The organism is Yersinia sp. 2541 StPb PI (assembly GCF_052217145.1).
Taxonomy (GTDB): domain Bacteria; phylum Pseudomonadota; class Gammaproteobacteria; order Enterobacterales; family Enterobacteriaceae; genus Yersinia; species Yersinia enterocolitica_E.
In genome coordinates this window covers 2,644,844-2,663,124 of record NZ_JAZGQB010000001.1, presented here as the reverse complement: position 1 = coordinate 2,663,124, position 18,281 = coordinate 2,644,844, and the positions used below count along the sequence as shown (strand labels likewise).

Below are 18,281 nucleotides of genomic sequence, written 5' to 3'. Positions count from 1 at the left end.
AGGGTTAGCTCACAGGGATGGTTAAAGAGAGGGGGGCCGCGCTATCGGTGCGGGTGCCGGTGATATCAACCACCATTTTCCCGTCAAAAGTGGTTTCAAAGGTGATGGCAGTCAGTTTGACCCTCGGCTCCCAGCGCAAAATGGCACTGTAACTGGCGGCCATAATTTGCAGGCGCAGGGCCGGATTTTGTGGCTGGTCAATCAGCTCCGATAGCAGCGAACCATAAGCACGGCGCATCACCCGCGAACCCACAGGGGTGATAAGAATGTCAGCGATAGACTGGCTGATGTGGTCAGCGTCGGTAATGGTTTGCCCGGCGTTGCGGCTCATGCCGAGATAGGTGGCAGTGGTCATTTAATCCCCTCCGTATAATCCCCGCCGCGCAAGACGCCGCCGTGGTCATGGTTATCAACTACCACGCCATTGGATGAGAACTTGCCGCCGGAATGGTCAATGTTGCCGCTCATCGTGCCGCCTTTCTTCACGTTTAAAGTGCCGGTAGTCAGATTGTTCGTGCATTCCACTTCTGGCGTATCCAGCAGGATTTTGACCGAGGCGGCACAGGTGATAGTGGGAGCCGTGGCATTTATCGATTCACTGGCATTGATAACCGCCGTTTTGATGCCATCAGCCTGCAACTCGCCGCTCTCAGGTTCATAGTGCAACGTTGCACCGTCAGGAAAGGCGATATACAGGCCATCCGCCGAGGCCGACGGCGGCGGGAAGTCATCAGAGAAAATGCCCGGCAGTACAAAGGCGGTGTCCAGTTCACCGCCGAGGGACAATATCAACACCTGCTCCCCCTCAGACGGTGCCCACCATGATCGCGATTGACCGGCGCGCAGCGTCAGCCAGTTTAACCAGCCGGTGGTATTGTCCCCTGTCGCCACACGGCACAGGGCTTGGTCGAGATCAACCTCGGCCACCGTACCAATACGGATCAGGTTGCGCAGCAGGCGCAGAATTTCAGTAAGTTGGGTTTGAGTGTTCATACAAAAAGGATGCCGCCCAACGAGTCAGGTGGCAATTTGTGCGGGTTTGTTCATCGAAGAAACAACAACATTCAAGCCCAATAAACTGACAGGCAATTATATTGATATGTTATCTTTATGAAAGAAAAGGAATATTCAAGTAATATTATTAACAATAGGAAAGGAAACTTATGTTTGAAATCCCATTAATTACGACCGATCTGGCTAAAGATATACTATTCTTCACCCTCATCATTCTGACGATTATCAGAATGGGAGGGATTTCATTCTTATTGAGACTTTTCTTGAAAATACTGAGGGTGGATTTTTCTGATGATAGATTAAAAAAACATAATAACGATATATTTAATGTGCAAATATATAGATTCCTCACTGGCGCACATCTAAAAAATATTGATGATGTGATATTAGTAACCAAGGGAATTGAAAAAGGAAAATTCAATCGATTTAGTTTCTTTTTTTCTGGTTTTTTTGGTCCGCTTGGAGATAAAAGGAAAGTAAATTTTGAAATAGTACTGATGTTTTTATTTATTGCTGCACTTTTTATTTTGTCAATAACAATGATTTGTAATAAGCCATACCATAAAAATGGTTATGCCACTTATAACTATAGAGGTGATGAAATTATGATTTCCTCTTCAAGAATATATGATACTAAAAAGAAAGAGTATCTTAGAAAGGAATATTGTGAAGCTATAAAAACCAGTAAAGAAAGTATATATACTGGTGCGTGCGATTATTTAGTGACCACCACGCCAGAAAAGAGAAATGAGTTAATTAATGCTATAAGGGACGAGAGGGTGGCAGCATATATATATACTTTCGTTTCTATGTCATTCTTTTTGATAAGTGTTCTTTTAGGCGTTGGTTTTTATAACTTCATTTGCTTAAATAGAATACTTTGCGATATCAAAGATGGAAAAGAAATGATTGACTAAGTTAATGAAGCACAAGAGATTGAAAAATGATTGTTTCAATCTCTTTGAGATCTTTTTCTTCAAAACCCAGCAACGGCCTTTCATCATACTGCACATCTTTGCTGTGCACGTTCGGGCGGTCACGCAGGCCAAAATGATGCACTGCCGCCATCCGTTGTACCCGCCCGGCAAATTCGACCACCGCCGCATCAGGGCTACTGCTGGCTTTCATATAGCGCGCGGTGCGTAACTTGGCGAACATTTCCCGTTTAATGCGGCCTTTTGGCTTACGCAATGGTTGAGATTTACGGACGGCATACGGGGTGCCGTCGGGCGCTTGCTGGCGTTTAATGCGCTGTTGCTGGCTGGCCCGCAGGCGTTTGGCAACTGTCACCGCCAGTGCTTTGCGGGCTTTGGGTGTCAGACTGGCAATCAGTCCGGCCAGTGCATCATCAAAGGGTTTCAGTTCATTCATTTGACCGTTTCACCGTTAAAGTAGATGGCTGTTGGTCGTGTTGGCATACCCAGCCACGCCGGTTCCAGCGCATGGTCAACATGCAATTCACCGTCTACCTCTTTCACAATAGCCCGCTCAGTCAGTTGCAGGTCGATACGGATATCACTCAACACGTCGCTCATCACATCAACCTTATGAATAAAGCCGGTGCGACGTTTTTCTTCTGTTGCCATGATGTCCGGTTGATGTTCCCGCAACCATGCCAGTATCGGCACAAAGAGATAATCAACATCATCGGGGAAATCCTCAATAAACAGCGTCAGCGTATATTGATTTTCAAAAGACAACGACGGGGCCAGTGTTGAGACAATGCGCCCGCCATCAACAAACATTTTCAGCCGCTCCGGGTTAGTCTGGAACAGTTGCAGACTGTCGGTTAAGGCTTGGCGTAACAGTTTGGGTTTTAACATGGTGTTGTTCCTGACACTGTTTAACAGCTTCCACTTGCAGCCCGCAGGCCACCAGTGCGGTTTCTAACTGACGGATATCGGCACTTAAATCACCGTTAACCACTGGGTTGCTGCCCGGCAGCGGGCAACTGCTCACCGTCGGACAGCCAACGTAAATAATCGTTGGGGTTGTCGAACGCGGGGCGCTGGTGCAGCCGGATAACGTCAGCAGGCAAAGCAGTAGCGAACCAATCACGCAAGACTTTATTTTCATTGAGTAACCTTTGAATTCTCTGTTCACGAGATAATGACAAGGTGCTGGCATGGCTCAGTGATTGCCGTAATGCCCGCTCATTGTCTGCTTGTTGTCGTGCCTCATCTTGCAGGCGGGTGATCGCGCTGTCCCGGCTCTCAATCCCAGCGGATAAAGTGCCAATAATCCGGTTAGCACCGTCGATATCGTGGTTCAGGCGGTTGGCATACCACCCCAGTGCAACCAGTAACGCGACTATCACCATCATGGCTATGCGCATCTCAGACCCCGCTCAGGCAGTGTGTTTGTTCGGTGGTGCGGCGACGCTCTAACCCTTTGGTTTTCATGCCGTTGACGTACACCCAGCGTGGCAACTGATTGCAGGCGCTGCGCCAGTCCCCCTTATTGACAAAAAAGGCCAGCGTCGAGCGACAGGCCGCCCCCGTACCGACGTTAAAGGCAAACGACACCACCGCGTCATACACCGGTTGCGGCATGGCAACCGGCATACACACCGCCATGGCCCGTTCGACCCGCTGCACGTCAGCGACCAGATTGACCGCCACCTGTCGCTCACTGATAACGCTGCCCGGCTTAACCCCGGCCGTGTGACCGATGCCATTTGTCCAGACGTTGGCGCTACACGGGTAGGCGTTGAGCTGGCAGCCCTCATAATCGGCGATCAGTTTTAGCCCGGCGGGCGATGTGTTGAGCGTCTGGTAATTTGGCAAGGTGGCGGCCAGCGCCAGAATAGCCCCGACCAGACAGCGCTTAACGATTGAGTTCATCGAACACCTCCCGCCTGATAGCCAACTCTTTTAGCAAGAAATAGCTCTTGCGCCGGTAGTACCAGTTGATAAAACAGGTCGCCGCAGCGGCCACCGCCGCCACATAAAACGCGATATCTTGCGGACTCAGTGCGCCAATAAACGCCAGCACCAGCGCCAAGACATAGGCTACCGCAGAGCTAAATTTCTCCATTTTCAATCCCATAATTGAACGGTTTCACGTTGGGCCGCCGGGGCCATGTCGGGCAACTCCACCGGATAACCATGCGGCAGAATGGCCCCCAGTTCCGACAGCCCCGGATTCGCGTCATAGACTTGCTCCAGCACATCTTGCGTGCGCCCGTAATAGCGCCAGCACAATGCGTCGAGCGTGTCGCCTTGCAACGCGTTGACCTGCATCAGATAAGGCCAATAATGTTGTGAGGCTTACCGGCAATGTTGCGAATGCTAATCCGCGCATCACGCCACAACTCATCAACCGTACTTTCAATGGCCTCCGCACGTTTATCACCGCGCGCGCTGGCGTCATAGCCGCGATAACGCTCGGCCAACAGTGCGGCTGTAATGGCACAAACCGCCCGCCGGTACTCGGCCAACTGGATGCTCTCGCCGTCCAGTTGCTCGGCCTCTACCTCGGCCAGTGTTTTAAAGCCTGCCGCCATCTGGTCACGGCGGTACTCGTACAGTTCGGCGTTAACCTCTGAAATAGCGCCTTTGATGGTAAAGCGCAGGCGCTCGGCGGTGACGGTTCCCTCAAGGCGCAACAGCTCGCGCAGTTTTATCGGGTCAACCGCAGGCCAGAAAAAGGTATTTTCAATCACCGGTTCGGCCGTTTTGTCAGGCCGTGGCGCGGGGATAACAACAGTGGTCATGGCAACCTCAATATCAGAATGGGTGGGCGGTGGACGACGGCGTTAACAAGGTAAACCCTGTTGCGGCCATCGTGCCGCCCGGCTCGGGGAGCGTTCGATTTAGCGACTGGCGGCGTTCTTTAACTTCACGGCCAGTCGCTCAATGTCTTTCTTGACGCCACAACCGGTATGCAGTTGGAGTGCGCGGTGAAGGTGTCTCAGGGCCAGTTCGCCCCGGTCACTGTCACGCAGCACATAACCGGTCATTTTGTGCAGTTTGGCCCGCACCTGGTCGGGCATGTCTTCGTCTTCCATCAGCTCAATGGTTTGCAGCAGATGGTCAACATCAACCGGCTTACCGGTGGCATAGGCGCGCCCGGCAGACTCGGCCACTTCTTCGGCAATCAGGTAAGCGGTAGAACGGGTAAAGCGGTCTGTTGGCACTAACTGATAACGCAGGGCATAACGGGCGATATCCAGTGCACCGGGGATATCCCCGGCATCCAGACGCCAAATCATGATGGTCATTACAATGGCGTCCTGCGCGCCTTTCCCCTCACTTAACACACCCGACACCCACGGCAGGTAGTCCGGCAATAATTGCCGCTTCAGCTCGGCTTTACGTTCATTTGAACGCACCTGTTTCAGCTTGCGCTTATCTTCATTGAGCTTAAGCAACATCAGCTCGTAGCCGGTGGCATGGCGCAACGGGTTATCCCGTAGCTGTGAGGCGGCAATAGCCGACTGTTGGATAAAGTGGCGGCGCGCAGGACTGGTCATGGCTTATTTGCTCCCTTTGGTTGCCGGTGTTTCGGGAGTGCTTTCCGTCGCGGCCTGCGCATCGGTGGTGGCTTCCGGTTGGGTTTCATTCGGGTTGGCCGCAACGTTCACCGCAGCCATAATCGCAGCGGCAAGGCCGTCATAGTTCGGGGCATCAGATACCATCAGCGCGCTTGCACCCATTACGGTTTCACCGCCACTTTTTGCCGGTAAAATCTCGATGTTTTCCACCAGACAACCGCAGGCGTAATCCTCCACCACATAATCCTGTTTAATGGATTCGTAGTTTTCGATGCGGTCACGCTTGGCGTTCTCATCGATATGGCGGCGGTGCGAGTCTTCCAACCAGTAAATGGACAGGTTATCGAGGCGGGTGATCATGAATGCGTTAGCCGGGAAGAACGGCACACGGATAGCCGGTAAATTGCCGATACGCTTCTGGCTGATAATCAGGTCAGCGGCGAGGGTTTCGCTGTTTTCCTGCTCTTTATTGACGATGGGGAAATACTTATCCTGCATCAACTGACGGCCAGTGATAACCACCAGTTCAGGGTCTTCCTGATGCCATTCCGCAATCATGTTATTCGTGGCATCCATCACCAGCGCGTCCAGATTGACGTAATCACCGCCATGGCCGACACGAATTTTTTCCGACACTACCGCGCCATCTTCGCCGATGATGTTACTCATCACGCGGGTTGGCGCATTGGTGCGGTATTTTTGCAACCAGCCCGGCGCGATATCCTGCAACATCGGGTTGAGTGCACGATTGGAGGTCTTGGCGCGGTGGGTGCCATTGAAGCCCGCCATGATGCGGTCAAGTGCCTGCCGCTTGATAATCGCGTCGCGCAAGCGAGTCTGGAAGTCCTGATAACGCGCCCACAGGTCGAGGGTGTTATAGCGAATGTGGAAATCGTAGTTCACTTGCTCACAGAAATACTTCTCACTGTCCAGACCCGCAAACTCGGCGGTTTCGCGCTCGTCGCCGCCGTCAGTGTCAGTATTGCTGGCAATTGACCCGGTAACACTCAGGCCCACTTTTTCAGCGGTCAGCTCGGCGACGGGCACAATATTGATGCGGCTCAGAAACTCTGAGGACTCTTGAACGCGGGTCATGATGGTTTGCGTGACGGAGGGTTCAACGCTGAATTTTTTATTCAGGTCGCCGGTTTCTACCCCGTTCAGCTCGGCTTGACGGGTCAGATAGGCATTAAATTTAAAACGGGTTGCTGGGCGCATAATAATCCTGATTCAGTTAAATAACGTGTTAATGAAATAACCAGTGGGCCGCACCACGGGGGGCCAGTGACCCCGATTAGCAGTCGGTCAATACATCGTTTTGATTGTTGCCGCCGGTGGATTCCGGGCGCTTGGTCTGGCTAAAGTTTTCAGTGATAGACAGTTTGTTTTCGAGGGACGTAACCCCTTGCTTTCCCTTTTCGATGCTCTGTTTCAGCTCCACCACGTTGTCAGTGAGTTGTTTCTCAATGGCGGTAAAGCGGGCTTCAATGGTTTCCCCCTGTTCCTGCACATGCACTGCCACGGCATTCACCGCCTCATGCACATCATTAAAACGGGCGTCATCGGTTGCCTGTTTACGACTGAATACTGACTTCACCATGCTGAGTAAGGTGACACCCGGCTCGGCCACGTCTTCAAATTCCAGTTGCACTTCAACCGCTGCCGAGAACAAGTTTTCCGGGTTAGATTTACGGGCGGCTAATGGGTTGTGTTTGGCTTTGGCGCTGAACTCCAGCATTTCAGTGCCGAGGCTGGCGGGGTCATCGGTCACGGCCAGCCCGACCAGATAGGCTTTACCGGTATTGGCAAAGTTCGGGCTAATTTCCATGGAGGTATAAATTTTCTGTAGGGCTTTGTTCATCTGTACCAAATCATCGGTTGGGCTGATTTGGGCGAACAACGCACGCTTACCGTTCAGGATGGAATCGTCTTCAATGGTTTCCGCTTTGAGTGCTGAGACATCGCCATAACGGCGGAAAGTGCTGTCTGGAGAGTAACTTTTCAAATGTTCCAAATTGATGCGGCAACCGTAGACGCGCGGGTCAAATGACTCGGCCATCTGGTTGATATCGTCTGCGGAAATGATTCGCCCGTCGCAGGTATCACCTTCAACGCCGATACGAAAATACTGAGAAACTTTCTTAGCCATGAGCGGCTCCATTCAGTGTGATTATGGTTGTTCGGTTCGGGGCTTAGTTTCCTGATGTATGGCGGCAGCAACAACGAAAGCCAGTTGTGACGGGGCTGGCACAACAGCGAGGACGCGCAGAGGGTCGGGCTGGTCGCGTAGCCTAATGGCATGAATACGACACCGAGCACCATCATCAGCGACCCACGGCGACAGGCGGCCTTGCTTTACTGGCAGGGCTTTTCTGTGCGCCAGATTGCGGACACGCTGGCCCTGAAATCGCCGACTGTGCAGAGCTGGAAGAAGCGCGACGGGTGGGACGCTATTGCGCCCATTTCCCGCGTGGAAACCAGCATGGAAGCGCGGTTGATTCAGCTCATCATGAAAGACGCAAAGGAGGGGCGGGACTTTAAAGAGATTGACCTGTTAGGCCGCCAGATTGAACGGCTGGCGCGGGTTAACCGCTACAGCCAGACCGGCAGCGAAGCTGATTTAAATCCGAACGTAGCGAACCGCAACAAAGGGGAGCGCAAGACCCCGGATAAAAATCTGTTCGGTGAATCTGCTATTGAAAAGCTGGAGTCTATTTTTCACGAAAATATCTTTGATTATCAGCGCAACTGGTTTGAAGCCGGACTTACTCACCGTATCCGCAATATCCTGAAATCGCGCCAGATTGGGGCAACCTTCTTCTTTGCCCGCGAAGCGCTGCTGGATGCCATCACCACCGGACGTAACCAGATATTCCTGTCCGCCAGTAAGGCACAGGCGCACGTTTTCAAAAGCTACATTATCGACTTTGCCCGCATGGTTGACGTTGACCTGAAAGGCGACCCGATAGTACTGCCGAACGGGGCGCGCTTGTTCTTCCTCGGCACTAACGTGCGCACCGCGCAGAGCTACACCGGCAATCTCTATCTTGATGAGTATTTTTGGATCCCCAAATTTCAGGAGCTGCGCAAAGTCGCCAGCGGCATGTCATTACACAAAAAATGGCGTACCACCTATTTCTCCACACCGTCGAGTCTGGCCCACAGCGCCTACCCGTTCTGGTCTGGTGAGTTGTTCAATAAAGGCCGCCGCAATAAATCCGACCATATCCAACTGGATTTAAGCCACAGCCATTTAGCCCGTGGCGCGCTGTGTGCTGATGGTCAGTGGCGGCAGATTGTGACGGTTGAAGATGCGCTGGCGGGCGGTTGTAACCTGTTTGACCTTAACCAGCTCTCACTGGAATACGGCCCGTCAGAATATCAAAACCTGTTGATGTGCGAGTTTGTGGACGATCAAGCGTCAGTCTTCCCGTTCAAGGAGTTGCAAGCTTGCATGGTGGACAGTCTGGAAGAGTGGGAAGACTACAACCCCTATTCGTTGCGGCCGTTTGGTTATCGCCCGGTGTGGATTGGTTATGACCCGTCCGAGGCCAACGGTGGCGACAGTGCCGGGTGTGCGGTGATTGCGCCACCAATGGTGCCGGGCGGTAAGTTCCGCGTGTTGGAGCGCCACCAGTGGAAAGGGATGGATTTTGAAGCACAGGCCAAGCATATCGAAGAGTTGACGCATAAATATTGTGTTGAATATATCGGTATCGATGCGACTACCGTCGGGCAAGGCGTTTTCCAGTTGGTGCGCCAGTTCTTCCCGGCCGCAAGGGAAATCAAATACACCCCTGAAATCAAAACCGCCATGGTGCTAAAAGCCAAGCACACCATCAATAACGGCCGTCTGGAATATGACACCGGCCACACCGACATCACCCAGTCATTTATGGCCATTCGCAAGACGATGACCGCCAGCGGCAAGAGTTCGACTTATGTTGCCAGCCGCAGCGAAGAAGCCAGCCACGCCGATGTGGCGTGGGCGATTATGCACGCCCTGTTAAATGAACCCCTTACCGCGACATATGGCGGTCACAGCCCTAACTTCTTGGAGTTTTACGGATGAAATCAATGACTTTTACTGCTGGTCAAGTTGACGGCCTGCGCGAACATTTCGAAAACTCGGCCTTTGACTATCAAAAAGTGTGGTATCGGGTGGGGCAGACTGGCACATCCCGCAGCCTCACTAAATCGCGCCAGATTGGGGCCGACTGGCTTTTTGCTTTTGAAGCGTTACTGGATGCCCTCACCACAGGCCGCAACCAGCATTTTTTAACCGTCTCAAGATATAGCGCTCTAACGACCCGCGCCACGATTGCCGAGTTTTGCCGGGTAGTCGGGGTAAACGTGAACCCATGCTCGCTGAATAATATGCTGTTAGGTAATGGCGCACTTATCGCCTTTCACGGTGAGAACAGTCACGCAGCCGCTCATGCCGGGAATGTGTACCTGGGTGAATATGCATGGGCTAAAAACCCGCGTTCAATACTGCAAATGGCTAAGGGGATGGCAATGCACAAAAATCATCGTTTAACACTCTATACCACACCCTCCCGCTCACATACCGCGTTCAAGATTTGGAATGGCTCACTGCGCCGCCCACGAAAAGCCGCACCGGTGATACACACGGATAACGGCGTTTTTTGTGCTGATGGTGTATTCCGTCAATCGGTTACGGCTGATGATGCCATTCAGCAAGGTTGCACATTGTTGGAAAGACATTTGGGTAAAGATTGGCTTGAAAAGTATGCATCGCCGGATGATTTCAAGCTCTTATATTTGTGCAACTGGTCACAAGCGGCAAACAATGCAGGGGAAGTGAAATGAGTAAACGCAAGGGCCGCAAGGCATTAAGCCGACCTGTCACCAATCACACCGCCAGCCAACAGCAGCCGGTGGAGGCGTTCACCTTTGGCGAACCTTCCGCCGTGCTCGACAAGCGGGAAATACTGGATTACATCGAATGCACCAGTAACGGTAAATGGTATGACCCACCTATCAGCTTTGACGGGCTGGCGCGTAGCTTCCGGGCGGCGGTGCATCACAGCTCACCGCTGTATGTGAAGCGCAACATACTGGCAAGCACATTTACCCCTCATACAATGCTCAGTCAGCAGGCATTTAGTCGCTATGCACTGGATTATCTGGTGTTCGGCAATGCGTTTTTAGAGGTGCGCCGTAACCAACTGGGCGCACCACTGCGCCTCGACCCCAGCCCGGCAAAGTACACCCGCCGTGGATTAGAAAAAGATTGCTATTGGTTTGTCCAGAACTGGAAAGATGAACATCTGTTCGCCGCCGGGAGCGTTTTCCATCTGATAGAACCTGATATCAATCAGGAGCTTTACGGTTTACCGGAATACCTCAGCGGTTTAAATTCGGCATGGCTCAATGAAGCCGCCACGCTGTTTCGCCGCAAGTATTATCAGAACGGCGCTCACGCGGGATACATCCTGTATATGACTGATGCAGCGCAAAGTAGCAGCGATATTGAGGCAATGCGTAAAGCGATGCGCGACACCAAAGGGCTAGGCAATTTCCGCAACCTGTTTATGTACGCGCCTAATGGCAAAAAAGACGGCATCCAGATTTTACCGTTGAGCGAAGTCGCCACCAAAGATGACTTTTTTAATATCAAGAACGCCACCCGCGACGACCTGCTCAGTGTGCACCGGGTGCCACCGCAGATGATGGGGATTATTCCCAACAATACCGGCGGATTCGGTGACGTGGCGAAAGCCTCACAAGTATTTGTCCGTAACGAGTTAACGCCGTTGCAAGAACGATTGAAAGAGGTGAATGACTGGATAGGGGAAGAGGTGATCCGGTTTAAGCCTTATGAACTGATAAGCGAGGATTGATAGGAAACTCAAACTAAATAAAACAACTGGCTGCTTGGATACATCTTATTTTTGCAGCCTTATCTACCATTGCTATTGCCGCTAACTTGGTAATAATTGATAGCTCACCGCCCAAGCCAAAAATAGACTGAAAGAGGTTAACAAGATAAGGTATTTTATTGTTAACCACTGAGTGTATTGTTTTGGACAACTTCTGATGAAGTCATAATGATCTTCTTTTATATTTCTGCTGTGCCAACCATTTTTTTTGAAAAATAAAATATTAATAAAGTATGTGTCACGGAGTATTGTGAGGAAAAAGCCAGATGAACGATATAAAACAATCTCATCAGGTAAGAATTTAAATTTTTCTCTAAATAAATCACATAGCTCATCATATTTTCTGTTTGTTAAAAATGTATATATTATGAAGGTAAATATCGAAAGGACAGAAAAAACTCCGCACAGAACAAAGATGAATTCATAAATCCCCATCGTAATTATTCCTCAACCACTGAGTAAATAATATCGCCTACTTTTTCTCCGCCACTTCCACCTAACTCACTACCTATATATCCACCAACACCTGCAAGAACAATAGCACAAACTAACGCCCCGGTTCCCATAGTAGGTACTCCTACCACTGCACAAACAGCACCACCGGCAAACCCTCCCGCTATTCCTCCGCTAGTCCCACCGATAAAGCTGCCTGTTTCAGTGTACTTTTTCCTTGTGCATTCATTTTCTCGCCCAACAGAACAAGCTTCATTAACTTCATTGATAGAATGCATTGCACTGAACCCAATAGCTGCATATCCGGTATAACGCATCGCTTTAATCAGTTTTGCCGACCGTTCGATATGTGTTGCATAGCCCTCAATATCACCGACTCCATTCTTATTCCATTTATGCATGATAGCGGAGGATGATAGACCTAGTGCATTCTTAATTTTTGTATATTCACCAAGCTTCATTGTTTTACCTAAAAAGCCATTTTTCATAAGCGTATCAAGTTCTTTGAATAATAGCCTTCTTTCTACGAAGAATTGCTCACCAATCAATGTCCCTCTCGTTATATATTGGTTTTTATAGGTGGTGTGAATCTTATTTAGAATTTTTTCAATTTGTTCAAAATATTTGCCTGCTGAGTCAGCAGCCAGACCAATACCTTTATCTGCAATGCTGGAAAGATTGGCTATTGTTGCATAATGCTTGTGCATAAAGTTAGCTTCATCATCGGTAATAGTGGATAAGGCAGCATCAACACGAACTTTAGCTTTCTTCAATGATTCAATTTGGTGAGCGTCTTGCTTATTAGGGTCAACAACCAACAAAATAGACCCAGCCTTTATTTGTCCGGCCCCATTCAGTGAACGATAGAGTTCTTGGGTACCCTCCGACGGCGATATAAATAACTGGGTCTCAAACTCACTGACGGAAGTTTTATGTGGTACAACGCAGAATCCGGCATCTACACCATCTCGATTTTGTTTTTTCGCCGATTGCGCAAACTGCTGCGGCTCGTCTTCGGTAGGGACAGTAAGTTCGTAGATGTGATTCATGATTGACGGAATAAAACGCGCACGGCACGGGCAACTGCTTTGACTGTGTAATGAACCCGCCATCTGCCTACCATGTATCTTATCGCCCGTACCGCCGACAATGAAATATTCGCCAGGATGCTGACCACAGGTCACTCGATGAGTTTCACAGGACTGGGATTGCCCAAAGAGTGTATTGTCAGGGAAACCCTCAACAACCGTTCCTCCACAGGTCGTCTTGTCGCCCACCACAACATAATACCCATATCCTTTTGCCAACATATTCACTTTTCCTTATGAAATTAAAGCGGTTCCATTTAGAAACATACTACGCTACGACGTAACTCTGTGCTAGTCACTGACCCTTGGGTTAAATGTGATATATCTAAAGGTTAATATATTACCGGGGTGCTGCTGAAAAGAGGTGTAATATCCACAAGTCTTAGTTGCCTGAAAAGTAGCAATTCCAACACCTCGCTCCATACGCCACCAGACGCCCGCCACGCCCTCGCACCCGATGAACGCGCATTGATTCCCAACCCAACCGAACGCAGCACCACGGCCCGCCCAAGATCTATAAATAAGGGTATCAAAACCCTTTGCGCGCAATGCTATCCCCGCCACGCCTGCGCGCTTTGCAGGTCGCTTTTCATGCACTTGCATGAGGTATAGAGAACCGCGCCGGTACAGGCGCTAACAGAGGAAATAGGGGAGGGGATCGACATTCGGAATCATGCACTATATGCATGCATGACCCAAATCACTATGAAGGGGCCACACATGCATCGTTTTATGGGGAATTTATCAGTGCGACTTTTTGCCGCCTGCGTTATAGAAAATCTCATCATAATTTTGGCTCGTCACTATCTGGCTGGTCAGGTCTGATATCAACGACATGGCGACAAGAAACTCACTATTACTGCATTGTGCAACTTGCGAAACTTCAGCAATAAATTTAATTCTTGTTAGCGTTAATTCTATCTTATCAACGTGTTCCATGCAGGTTCCTTATAATACTGTATTTATATACAGTATTAAGTAAAAGAATATTAAGGTCAATACCGTATACGGCAAATTAGCGAAATCAGATGCTTGTGACGCGCTATTTTGATTGCAGATAATCTGATGTGACGCGTCACAATGGTTTAATTGCACTAATTAATAGGCTGTTGATACCTTTGGTCTGCCAGCAAGCAGCCTCACCCCGCAAACAGCATCCATTTGGATCGCCCGGCAAGGTATCGCCACATTTTCCGCAACGTTGTTTACCTATCTCGGCCAGTTGCTCTTTTAGTCGCTGGTTATCTTGCCGAATCAGCAGCGCGATATATTCTGGTAAATCATAGGCTGGCCGAAACAGACGCCGGGCAGCCATGCCCTCTATCAGCATGGCGTATTCTTCTGGTTCAAGTCGGGCGCGGATTTCATTGATACCGGCAGATTTATCACGCTGGCGCTGTGCCTGTTTGCGGGTAGTTGCGGCGGTTTTAGTCATGGTTTTCCTCACAGGTAGATTAATCATCGAATTCCGGCCAGTCGGACAAGGCCGGATAATGGATAACAGCATCACCAACAGACATTTTGGCCCCACGGGCTAACGATTCCAGTACCCAGCGTTGGGCGCTGATATCTTTCAGCAGTAAATCATTACGGATTTGAGGGATGCGCTGGCGTTCTTCACGGGTTAAACGGGCTGATGGCGCAATAAGTCGGCCCTTGGTGGGGTCATAACTGCGTTGTATCTTGCTGATCGTTGGCTGTTTATCTTTAATGCGGGCCACAATCGCCTTTACGGCGGCAGTGTCCGACCAGTCAATAACGGCATCCGGTGGGTATTCCATCGCCATCACAGGCGTTTTAGCCTGCCCATTGGGGTCATTTGGCGCTCGGGTGTTTCCACCTAACCCACAGTTATTGACAGGACTCCGAGGCGCGCCAGAGGCGCTTTTCAAAGTCAAAAGCTCAACGTCAACGGCACCAGCAACGATGCGCCATTGGGTTGTGCGGGTTTCATGAATATGGTCAGCGCCCAAATGCGGCGCGTAGATACCGACGACTTTCTGTACTTCTTCATCGTAGGCGTTGAGTTCATCGGCGACGCGCTTGGCTAACCGGACGGTCTGGTTTCCGCAATTGGTGCCACCTTGCGCCATGATGTAGGCAGCAAAATCACCCTCATCAGCAGCATGGCGCACAGCTTCCACGGTTTCGTCGAAAGTCTCAGCCAGACTAATCGAACGGATACGGCGACACTCGCGATAGACTCCCATGGAGGGAAGACCAATCGGGCGAAATTGAGGGATGCGCCACGTTGCCGCCCACGCTGTTACCGCCGCAGCGGAGTCAGTCAGCAGCTCACCGGTTTCATGATCACGTTCACCCTCAAGCGCGTAGCCGTCGATATTCTTGGCAATGTATTTAGCGATGTAGCCAGCGGCCCCGCCTTTGTTCATGTGCTTGCACTCAAAGCGATATTTAGCGGCACCGCGCTCGTCACCATCTTCTTTCAACGCATAGCGGCGCATGATGTCGATTACCTGCTGGCGCTGGCGGCGTTGGCAAAACAGCATCATGTGCCAGTGCGGCGTACCGTCATGGTGTGGCTCAACTACGCGCATTCCGTAGACACTTAATTCGTTGTCTTTAAAGGCGGTGCGCATCTTGCTCCAAATCTTGCAGAGATAGCGCTGGCCGTCTTTGGGTGAATAGGCTTCATCATTCCACTTATGATTAAGCTGTACTTTCTCGTTGTCACCTTTCCCAACAACGCGAGTCGGGTGATATTTGGACGGGGTGGTGATGGTCAGGAACATACCGACGTGCTTTTGCCCGGCAGCATATTTTTCCGTGAAAGCGATGGTGTTCATTAGCTCCATGCGGCGAATTTCTGGATTAGAAATACTCGCCATCACCTTATCAATCAGGTCGATGCGCTCACCGGTTTCAATATTTTCTAACTGGCAGCTTTTGAGATATTCCAAATTAGACTGGCGACGGGCGAACACTTCGCGGATAGCCTGCTTACTGGCATAAGAAGATGCTGAAATATCCCGGCTAACATTACCGACAGCAATCAATAACGCTTCCCGCCAGCGGGTTCGCTGTGCTTTGAGTTTGCGCTCCCACCATTCAGGATTAACCAGACGTGATAGGCTGGCGATAGCAGAGGTGATATCTAACCGGCCTTTCAGGTATTTGCGCCAGTGCATCGGCGTGATATTAAAAGCGCGCGCCATTCTGGCAAGATCGCCGAATATGCGTACCTGTGTATCAGCCTGCAATAAAACGGCCCTGTCACCCTGATTAGCCTTAATGCATTCATCACAATGATGGTTGTACGCCACCATTAGTTCATCACCGATTTTGCGGGCAAAGCGGCGCAGCTCTTTATCATGCATACCCGCTAAGCTGGCATAGGTTGGGGCATCAGTGGAAAAGCTCATTGACGCACTAAGGCGCATAACATTTTTACTATTGACCACCTGAATACGCGGCCAGATACGCTTGTCAAAAACAAACACCAGCCATTTATTAGCGTCGTTTAGCCCTTTATTGGCTAACAGGTATTCATAGCGAGAAATAAACTGGCTACGCAGGAAGTGAGGCAGATTATTGATATTGGCTAAAACAGCTTGCCCCTGAATCAGTTGTTCACGGGTAAGCGGTCTTGCAGGTGCAAGGGTTTGGCGCGGTTTACTGCCGGGGTAGGCGTAAGCAGGAACAGCAGCGCCACTGCCCGGATAGGGTAACGGCGCTGTTGGGGTAATACGGCCACGCATATTATTAATGCTGGTCATAAGACTGAGTGATTATGTGCTCAGCGATTTGATTAAGCAGCTCCGCCGCCTCTACACCGTTCAATTCTCGGTTTAGAATTTGATTAGCAATCTCATCCAAACGAAATGAAACCAGCGCTGCCTGATTCTTTCTTTCATCCATGCGCGCTTCATTGAGCATTAGCTCCATTGATTCAACTGACATCATTGTGACTGAGCGGTCACTGCCCGGCTTGGCGGGGTCTACACCCACCCATATATTTTGTGCTGGATGAGTGTTATTCAAAATGGGATGCCTCCATCAAAAGAATAAGTATTGATAGAGTCGATGCCATCAAATGAAAGCATGACAAAATTAGGAGTGGCAAAATCACACTGGGTAATATCTGTAATCTCAACGATTACCTTACGCCCCGTATATACTTCACCATCTTCATACCACTCGGTTAAAAGTAAATAATCACCAATAGAAAAATATCGGTCATTTTTCCGCAACTCAGCTTTTTTTCTTCCCTCAATTACAGCTTGATAATACTCAGGTAGGATTTTTAATTGATGAGTCTTAGGTGACGATAGGGATTCTTGCGTCATACTTAGATATGTTTTACCTGTACTCACTTTTTGCATGCATAACGAATTAAGCTTATTTATAGCTTTGATTGCTTTTTCCGTTGTGTCTTCAGTCGGTTCATCTACACAGATGCGTAGCGCAATCTCAGTACCCATAACTGTAGAAATTAATTTTTTCCATTTAACTTCGAATGAAGAGTCGCAAATAATTAGTTCTTTCATGCGACTATTCAACTCCGCCACTTTCTCTTTCAATTTGGATTCACTGGCACAAAGACGCTCATATTGTGAAATCGTTGGTAGGAAGAAAACCCCTGCAACAGCCTTATCCAAGCTATCAAATATTTCACTTGCCACTTCTTCAAACATGACATTTTTTTCGAACAATGAAGTTAAGATATCAATGGCACGGCCAATATCTCTAATAATGTCACACGACTTTGGTTTATCTTTATCGATCATTTCACTAATCCTTATTATAGACAATAGAATAACCCGGCGAGTAAAACGCCATATATTGTGGCTGGGTTAATTAATAATATTCAGCGCGCAGTCATCATTACTGACAAATGACGGCAACGAACGGGTAAACTCAATTAAGTAATTCAACGTTTCAACAACAGATTCTCTTTCTGCTGGTGTTAATTCTGAAAACTGCATATTCACATGGCGGCTTTTTAACCCAGCATGAAAACAGATTGTTTTACGCAAATGTGCCGGTGACTTATCAAAAGCCTCTTGAGCAACATTTTTTCTATTGCGTAAATACTTTTCTTTAAATTCAGTAATACGGGCAATACCCATCATTCTTAATTTTTCAGCTTCCGTTAATTGCAGCATATAACCCCCAATCAACGTCCGAACAGACGGCGTAATATTGGTGTCTTCTTTGCAGAGGACAATTCTTGTAAAAGCGCCTTTTGATTACTTCCCGGCTTCCAGCGCTGGCCGTTCTTCAACTCCAGCATACCGTGGCCGAAATGGCGCAGATTTACCGGGCTTTGCTGTTTTAACAGTGGGGCAATAGAAATAATCATAA

General features: G+C 49.5%; 25 protein-coding genes. 4 read left to right on the top strand and 21 right to left on the bottom strand.

Annotated elements, in window-relative coordinates; translation table 11 throughout:
- Positions 1–4: 4 nt before the first annotated feature.
- Both V1953_RS11900 and V1953_RS11895 read right to left on the bottom strand, forming a co-directional pair.
- The gene (locus tag V1953_RS11900; RefSeq protein ID WP_442850947.1) at positions 5–355 is read right to left on the bottom strand and encodes a GPW/gp25 family protein; all 351 of its coding nucleotides are present in this window, start codon (positions 353–355) and stop codon (positions 5–7) included.
- Entirely contained in the window at positions 352–993 is a 642-nt protein-coding gene (locus V1953_RS11895; protein WP_442850946.1) for a phage baseplate assembly protein V, read from the bottom strand. Before V1953_RS11895 ends, V1953_RS11900 begins: the two co-directional genes overlap by 4 nt.
- 170 nt (positions 994–1,163) lie before the next feature.
- Between V1953_RS11895 and V1953_RS11890 the strand changes: the two genes are divergently transcribed.
- Positions 1,164–1,931: a hypothetical protein gene (locus V1953_RS11890; protein WP_442850945.1), complete on the top strand. Its 768-nt coding sequence runs from the start codon at positions 1,164–1,166 to the stop codon at positions 1,929–1,931.
- A gap of 1 nt (position 1,932) precedes the next feature.
- Here V1953_RS11890 and V1953_RS11885 read toward each other — a convergent pair whose 3' ends face one another.
- The 11 genes from V1953_RS11885 to V1953_RS11835 all read right to left on the bottom strand — a co-directional run bounded on the left by V1953_RS11885 (position 1,933) and on the right by V1953_RS11835 (position 7,658).
- Positions 1,933–2,385, bottom strand: coding sequence for a phage virion morphogenesis protein (locus tag V1953_RS11885; protein ID WP_442850944.1), 453 nt, complete (start codon positions 2,383–2,385; stop codon positions 1,933–1,935).
- A complete protein-coding gene (locus V1953_RS11880) occupies positions 2,382–2,837 on the bottom strand; it encodes a phage tail protein (protein ID WP_442850943.1) in 456 nt (151 codons plus the stop codon). Before V1953_RS11880 ends, V1953_RS11885 begins: the two co-directional genes overlap by 4 nt.
- On the bottom strand, positions 2,776–3,045 hold the full coding sequence (gene lysC, locus V1953_RS11875; protein WP_442851318.1) for an Rz1-like lysis system protein LysC: 270 nt from the start codon (positions 3,043–3,045) through the stop codon (positions 2,776–2,778). Before lysC ends, V1953_RS11880 begins: the two co-directional genes overlap by 62 nt.
- Positions 2,933–3,349, bottom strand: coding sequence for an Rz-like lysis system protein LysB (gene lysB / locus V1953_RS11870; protein ID WP_442850942.1), 417 nt, complete (start codon positions 3,347–3,349; stop codon positions 2,933–2,935). Before lysB ends, lysC begins: the two co-directional genes overlap by 113 nt.
- Position 3,350: 1 nt before the next feature.
- A complete protein-coding gene (locus V1953_RS11865) occupies positions 3,351–3,857 on the bottom strand; it encodes a lysozyme (RefSeq protein WP_442850941.1) in 507 nt (168 codons plus the stop codon).
- Positions 3,841–4,050 carry an HP1 family phage holin gene (locus V1953_RS11860; RefSeq protein ID WP_004875931.1) on the bottom strand — a complete coding sequence of 70 codons (210 nt, stop codon included), beginning with the start codon at positions 4,048–4,050 and terminating at the stop codon, positions 3,841–3,843. Before V1953_RS11860 ends, V1953_RS11865 begins: the two co-directional genes overlap by 17 nt.
- Before the next feature lie 2 nt (positions 4,051–4,052).
- Positions 4,053–4,256: a tail protein X gene (locus tag V1953_RS11855; RefSeq protein WP_011192217.1), complete on the bottom strand. Its 204-nt coding sequence runs from the start codon at positions 4,254–4,256 to the stop codon at positions 4,053–4,055.
- On the bottom strand, positions 4,256–4,729 hold the full coding sequence (locus V1953_RS11850) for a head completion/stabilization protein (protein ID WP_442850940.1): 474 nt from the start codon (positions 4,727–4,729) through the stop codon (positions 4,256–4,258). Before V1953_RS11850 ends, V1953_RS11855 begins: the two co-directional genes overlap by 1 nt.
- Before the next feature lie 99 nt (positions 4,730–4,828).
- Entirely contained in the window at positions 4,829–5,488 is a 660-nt protein-coding gene (locus V1953_RS11845; RefSeq protein WP_442850939.1) for a terminase endonuclease subunit, read from the bottom strand.
- Positions 5,489–5,491: 3 nt separating this feature from the next.
- Positions 5,492–6,727, bottom strand: coding sequence for a phage major capsid protein, P2 family (locus V1953_RS11840; protein ID WP_442850938.1), 1,236 nt, complete (start codon positions 6,725–6,727; stop codon positions 5,492–5,494).
- Positions 6,728–6,803: 76 nt separating this feature from the next.
- Positions 6,804–7,658: a GPO family capsid scaffolding protein gene (locus tag V1953_RS11835; RefSeq protein ID WP_442850937.1), complete on the bottom strand. Its 855-nt coding sequence runs from the start codon at positions 7,656–7,658 to the stop codon at positions 6,804–6,806.
- A 150-nt stretch (positions 7,659–7,808) separates the two neighbouring features.
- Here V1953_RS11835 and V1953_RS11830 point away from each other — a divergent pair, with 150 nt between their 5' ends.
- Genes V1953_RS11830 through V1953_RS11820 form a run of 3 tightly spaced genes read left to right on the top strand, consistent with a single transcriptional unit; the run spans position 7,809 to position 11,376 of the window.
- Entirely contained in the window at positions 7,809–9,581 is a 1,773-nt protein-coding gene (locus V1953_RS11830; RefSeq protein ID WP_442850936.1) for a terminase ATPase subunit family protein, read from the top strand.
- Positions 9,578–10,342 carry a terminase large subunit domain-containing protein gene (locus V1953_RS11825; RefSeq protein WP_442850935.1) on the top strand — a complete coding sequence of 255 codons (765 nt, stop codon included), beginning with the start codon at positions 9,578–9,580 and terminating at the stop codon, positions 10,340–10,342. The genes V1953_RS11830 and V1953_RS11825 overlap by 4 nt, the downstream gene beginning before the upstream one ends.
- A complete protein-coding gene (locus V1953_RS11820) occupies positions 10,339–11,376 on the top strand; it encodes a phage portal protein (RefSeq protein ID WP_442850934.1) in 1,038 nt (345 codons plus the stop codon). The genes V1953_RS11825 and V1953_RS11820 overlap by 4 nt, the downstream gene beginning before the upstream one ends.
- A 479-nt stretch (positions 11,377–11,855) precedes the next feature.
- Here V1953_RS11820 and V1953_RS11815 read toward each other — a convergent pair whose 3' ends face one another.
- The 8 genes from V1953_RS11815 to V1953_RS11780 all read right to left on the bottom strand — a co-directional run bounded on the left by V1953_RS11815 (position 11,856) and on the right by V1953_RS11780 (position 18,279).
- Positions 11,856–13,178, bottom strand: coding sequence for a PAAR domain-containing protein (locus V1953_RS11815; protein ID WP_442851317.1), 1,323 nt, complete (start codon positions 13,176–13,178; stop codon positions 11,856–11,858).
- A gap of 522 nt (positions 13,179–13,700) precedes the next feature.
- Positions 13,701–13,895, bottom strand: coding sequence for a hypothetical protein (locus V1953_RS11810; protein ID WP_442850933.1), 195 nt, complete (start codon positions 13,893–13,895; stop codon positions 13,701–13,703).
- Positions 13,896–14,031: 136 nt separating this feature from the next.
- Positions 14,032–14,391, bottom strand: a complete 360-nt coding sequence (locus V1953_RS11805) for a hypothetical protein (protein WP_442850932.1) — start codon at positions 14,389–14,391, stop codon at positions 14,032–14,034.
- A gap of 19 nt (positions 14,392–14,410) precedes the next feature.
- Positions 14,411–16,693 (bottom strand): replication endonuclease, encoded by a 2,283-nt coding sequence (locus V1953_RS11800; protein WP_442850931.1) that lies wholly within the window; start codon positions 16,691–16,693, stop codon positions 14,411–14,413.
- The gene (locus V1953_RS11795) at positions 16,680–16,958 is read right to left on the bottom strand and encodes a DUF2732 family protein (RefSeq protein ID WP_442850930.1); all 279 of its coding nucleotides are present in this window, start codon (positions 16,956–16,958) and stop codon (positions 16,680–16,682) included. Before V1953_RS11795 ends, V1953_RS11800 begins: the two co-directional genes overlap by 14 nt.
- Entirely contained in the window at positions 16,955–17,704 is a 750-nt protein-coding gene (locus tag V1953_RS11790; protein ID WP_442850929.1) for a DUF3850 domain-containing protein, read from the bottom strand. The genes V1953_RS11795 and V1953_RS11790 overlap by 4 nt, the downstream gene beginning before the upstream one ends.
- A 66-nt stretch (positions 17,705–17,770) precedes the next feature.
- Positions 17,771–18,082 carry a hypothetical protein gene (locus V1953_RS11785; protein WP_442850928.1) on the bottom strand — a complete coding sequence of 104 codons (312 nt, stop codon included), beginning with the start codon at positions 18,080–18,082 and terminating at the stop codon, positions 17,771–17,773.
- An 11-nt stretch (positions 18,083–18,093) separates the two neighbouring features.
- Positions 18,094–18,279, bottom strand: coding sequence for a phage filamentation protein Fil family protein (locus V1953_RS11780; protein ID WP_032909021.1), 186 nt, complete (start codon positions 18,277–18,279; stop codon positions 18,094–18,096).
- Between the last annotated feature and the right edge of the window lie 2 nt (positions 18,280–18,281).

Bases quoted from the DNA above. Each gene is read 5' to 3' on its own strand.
- V1953_RS11790 (WP_442850929.1), bottom strand. From the start codon at position 17,704: ATGATCGATAAAGATAAACCAAAGTCGTGTGACATTATTAGAGATATT.
- V1953_RS11845 (WP_442850939.1), bottom strand. From the start codon at position 5,488: ATGACCAGTCCTGCGCGCCGCCACTTTATCCAACAGTCGGCTATTGCC.
- lysB (WP_442850942.1), bottom strand. From the start codon at position 3,349: ATGCGCATAGCCATGATGGTGATAGTCGCGTTACTGGTTGCACTGGGG.
- V1953_RS11850 (WP_442850940.1), bottom strand. From the start codon at position 4,729: ATGACCACTGTTGTTATCCCCGCGCCACGGCCTGACAAAACGGCCGAA.
- V1953_RS11860 (WP_004875931.1), bottom strand. From the start codon at position 4,050: ATGGAGAAATTTAGCTCTGCGGTAGCCTATGTCTTGGCGCTGGTGCTG.
- V1953_RS11820 (WP_442850934.1), top strand. From the start codon at position 10,339: ATGAGTAAACGCAAGGGCCGCAAGGCATTAAGCCGACCTGTCACCAAT.
- V1953_RS11830 (WP_442850936.1), top strand. From the start codon at position 7,809: ATGAATACGACACCGAGCACCATCATCAGCGACCCACGGCGACAGGCG.
- V1953_RS11815 (WP_442851317.1), bottom strand. From the start codon at position 13,178: ATGTTGGCAAAAGGATATGGGTATTATGTTGTGGTGGGCGACAAGACG.
- V1953_RS11885 (WP_442850944.1), bottom strand. From the start codon at position 2,385: ATGAATGAACTGAAACCCTTTGATGATGCACTGGCCGGACTGATTGCC.
- V1953_RS11800 (WP_442850931.1), bottom strand. From the start codon at position 16,693: ATGACCAGCATTAATAATATGCGTGGCCGTATTACCCCAACAGCGCCG.
- V1953_RS11895 (WP_442850946.1), bottom strand. From the start codon at position 993: ATGAACACTCAAACCCAACTTACTGAAATTCTGCGCCTGCTGCGCAAC.
- V1953_RS11825 (WP_442850935.1), top strand. From the start codon at position 9,578: ATGAAATCAATGACTTTTACTGCTGGTCAAGTTGACGGCCTGCGCGAA.
- V1953_RS11835 (WP_442850937.1), bottom strand. From the start codon at position 7,658: ATGGCTAAGAAAGTTTCTCAGTATTTTCGTATCGGCGTTGAAGGTGAT.
- V1953_RS11880 (WP_442850943.1), bottom strand. From the start codon at position 2,837: ATGTTAAAACCCAAACTGTTACGCCAAGCCTTAACCGACAGTCTGCAA.
- V1953_RS11900 (WP_442850947.1), bottom strand. From the start codon at position 355: ATGACCACTGCCACCTATCTCGGCATGAGCCGCAACGCCGGGCAAACC.
- V1953_RS11780 (WP_032909021.1), bottom strand. From the start codon at position 18,279: ATGATTATTTCTATTGCCCCACTGTTAAAACAGCAAAGCCCGGTAAAT.
- V1953_RS11865 (WP_442850941.1), bottom strand. From the start codon at position 3,857: ATGAACTCAATCGTTAAGCGCTGTCTGGTCGGGGCTATTCTGGCGCTG.
- V1953_RS11890 (WP_442850945.1), top strand. From the start codon at position 1,164: ATGTTTGAAATCCCATTAATTACGACCGATCTGGCTAAAGATATACTA.
- V1953_RS11855 (WP_011192217.1), bottom strand. From the start codon at position 4,256: ATGCAGGTCAACGCGTTGCAAGGCGACACGCTCGACGCATTGTGCTGG.
- V1953_RS11805 (WP_442850932.1), bottom strand. From the start codon at position 14,391: ATGACTAAAACCGCCGCAACTACCCGCAAACAGGCACAGCGCCAGCGT.
- V1953_RS11785 (WP_442850928.1), bottom strand. From the start codon at position 18,082: ATGCTGCAATTAACGGAAGCTGAAAAATTAAGAATGATGGGTATTGCC.
- V1953_RS11840 (WP_442850938.1), bottom strand. From the start codon at position 6,727: ATGCGCCCAGCAACCCGTTTTAAATTTAATGCCTATCTGACCCGTCAA.
- V1953_RS11810 (WP_442850933.1), bottom strand. From the start codon at position 13,895: ATGGAACACGTTGATAAGATAGAATTAACGCTAACAAGAATTAAATTT.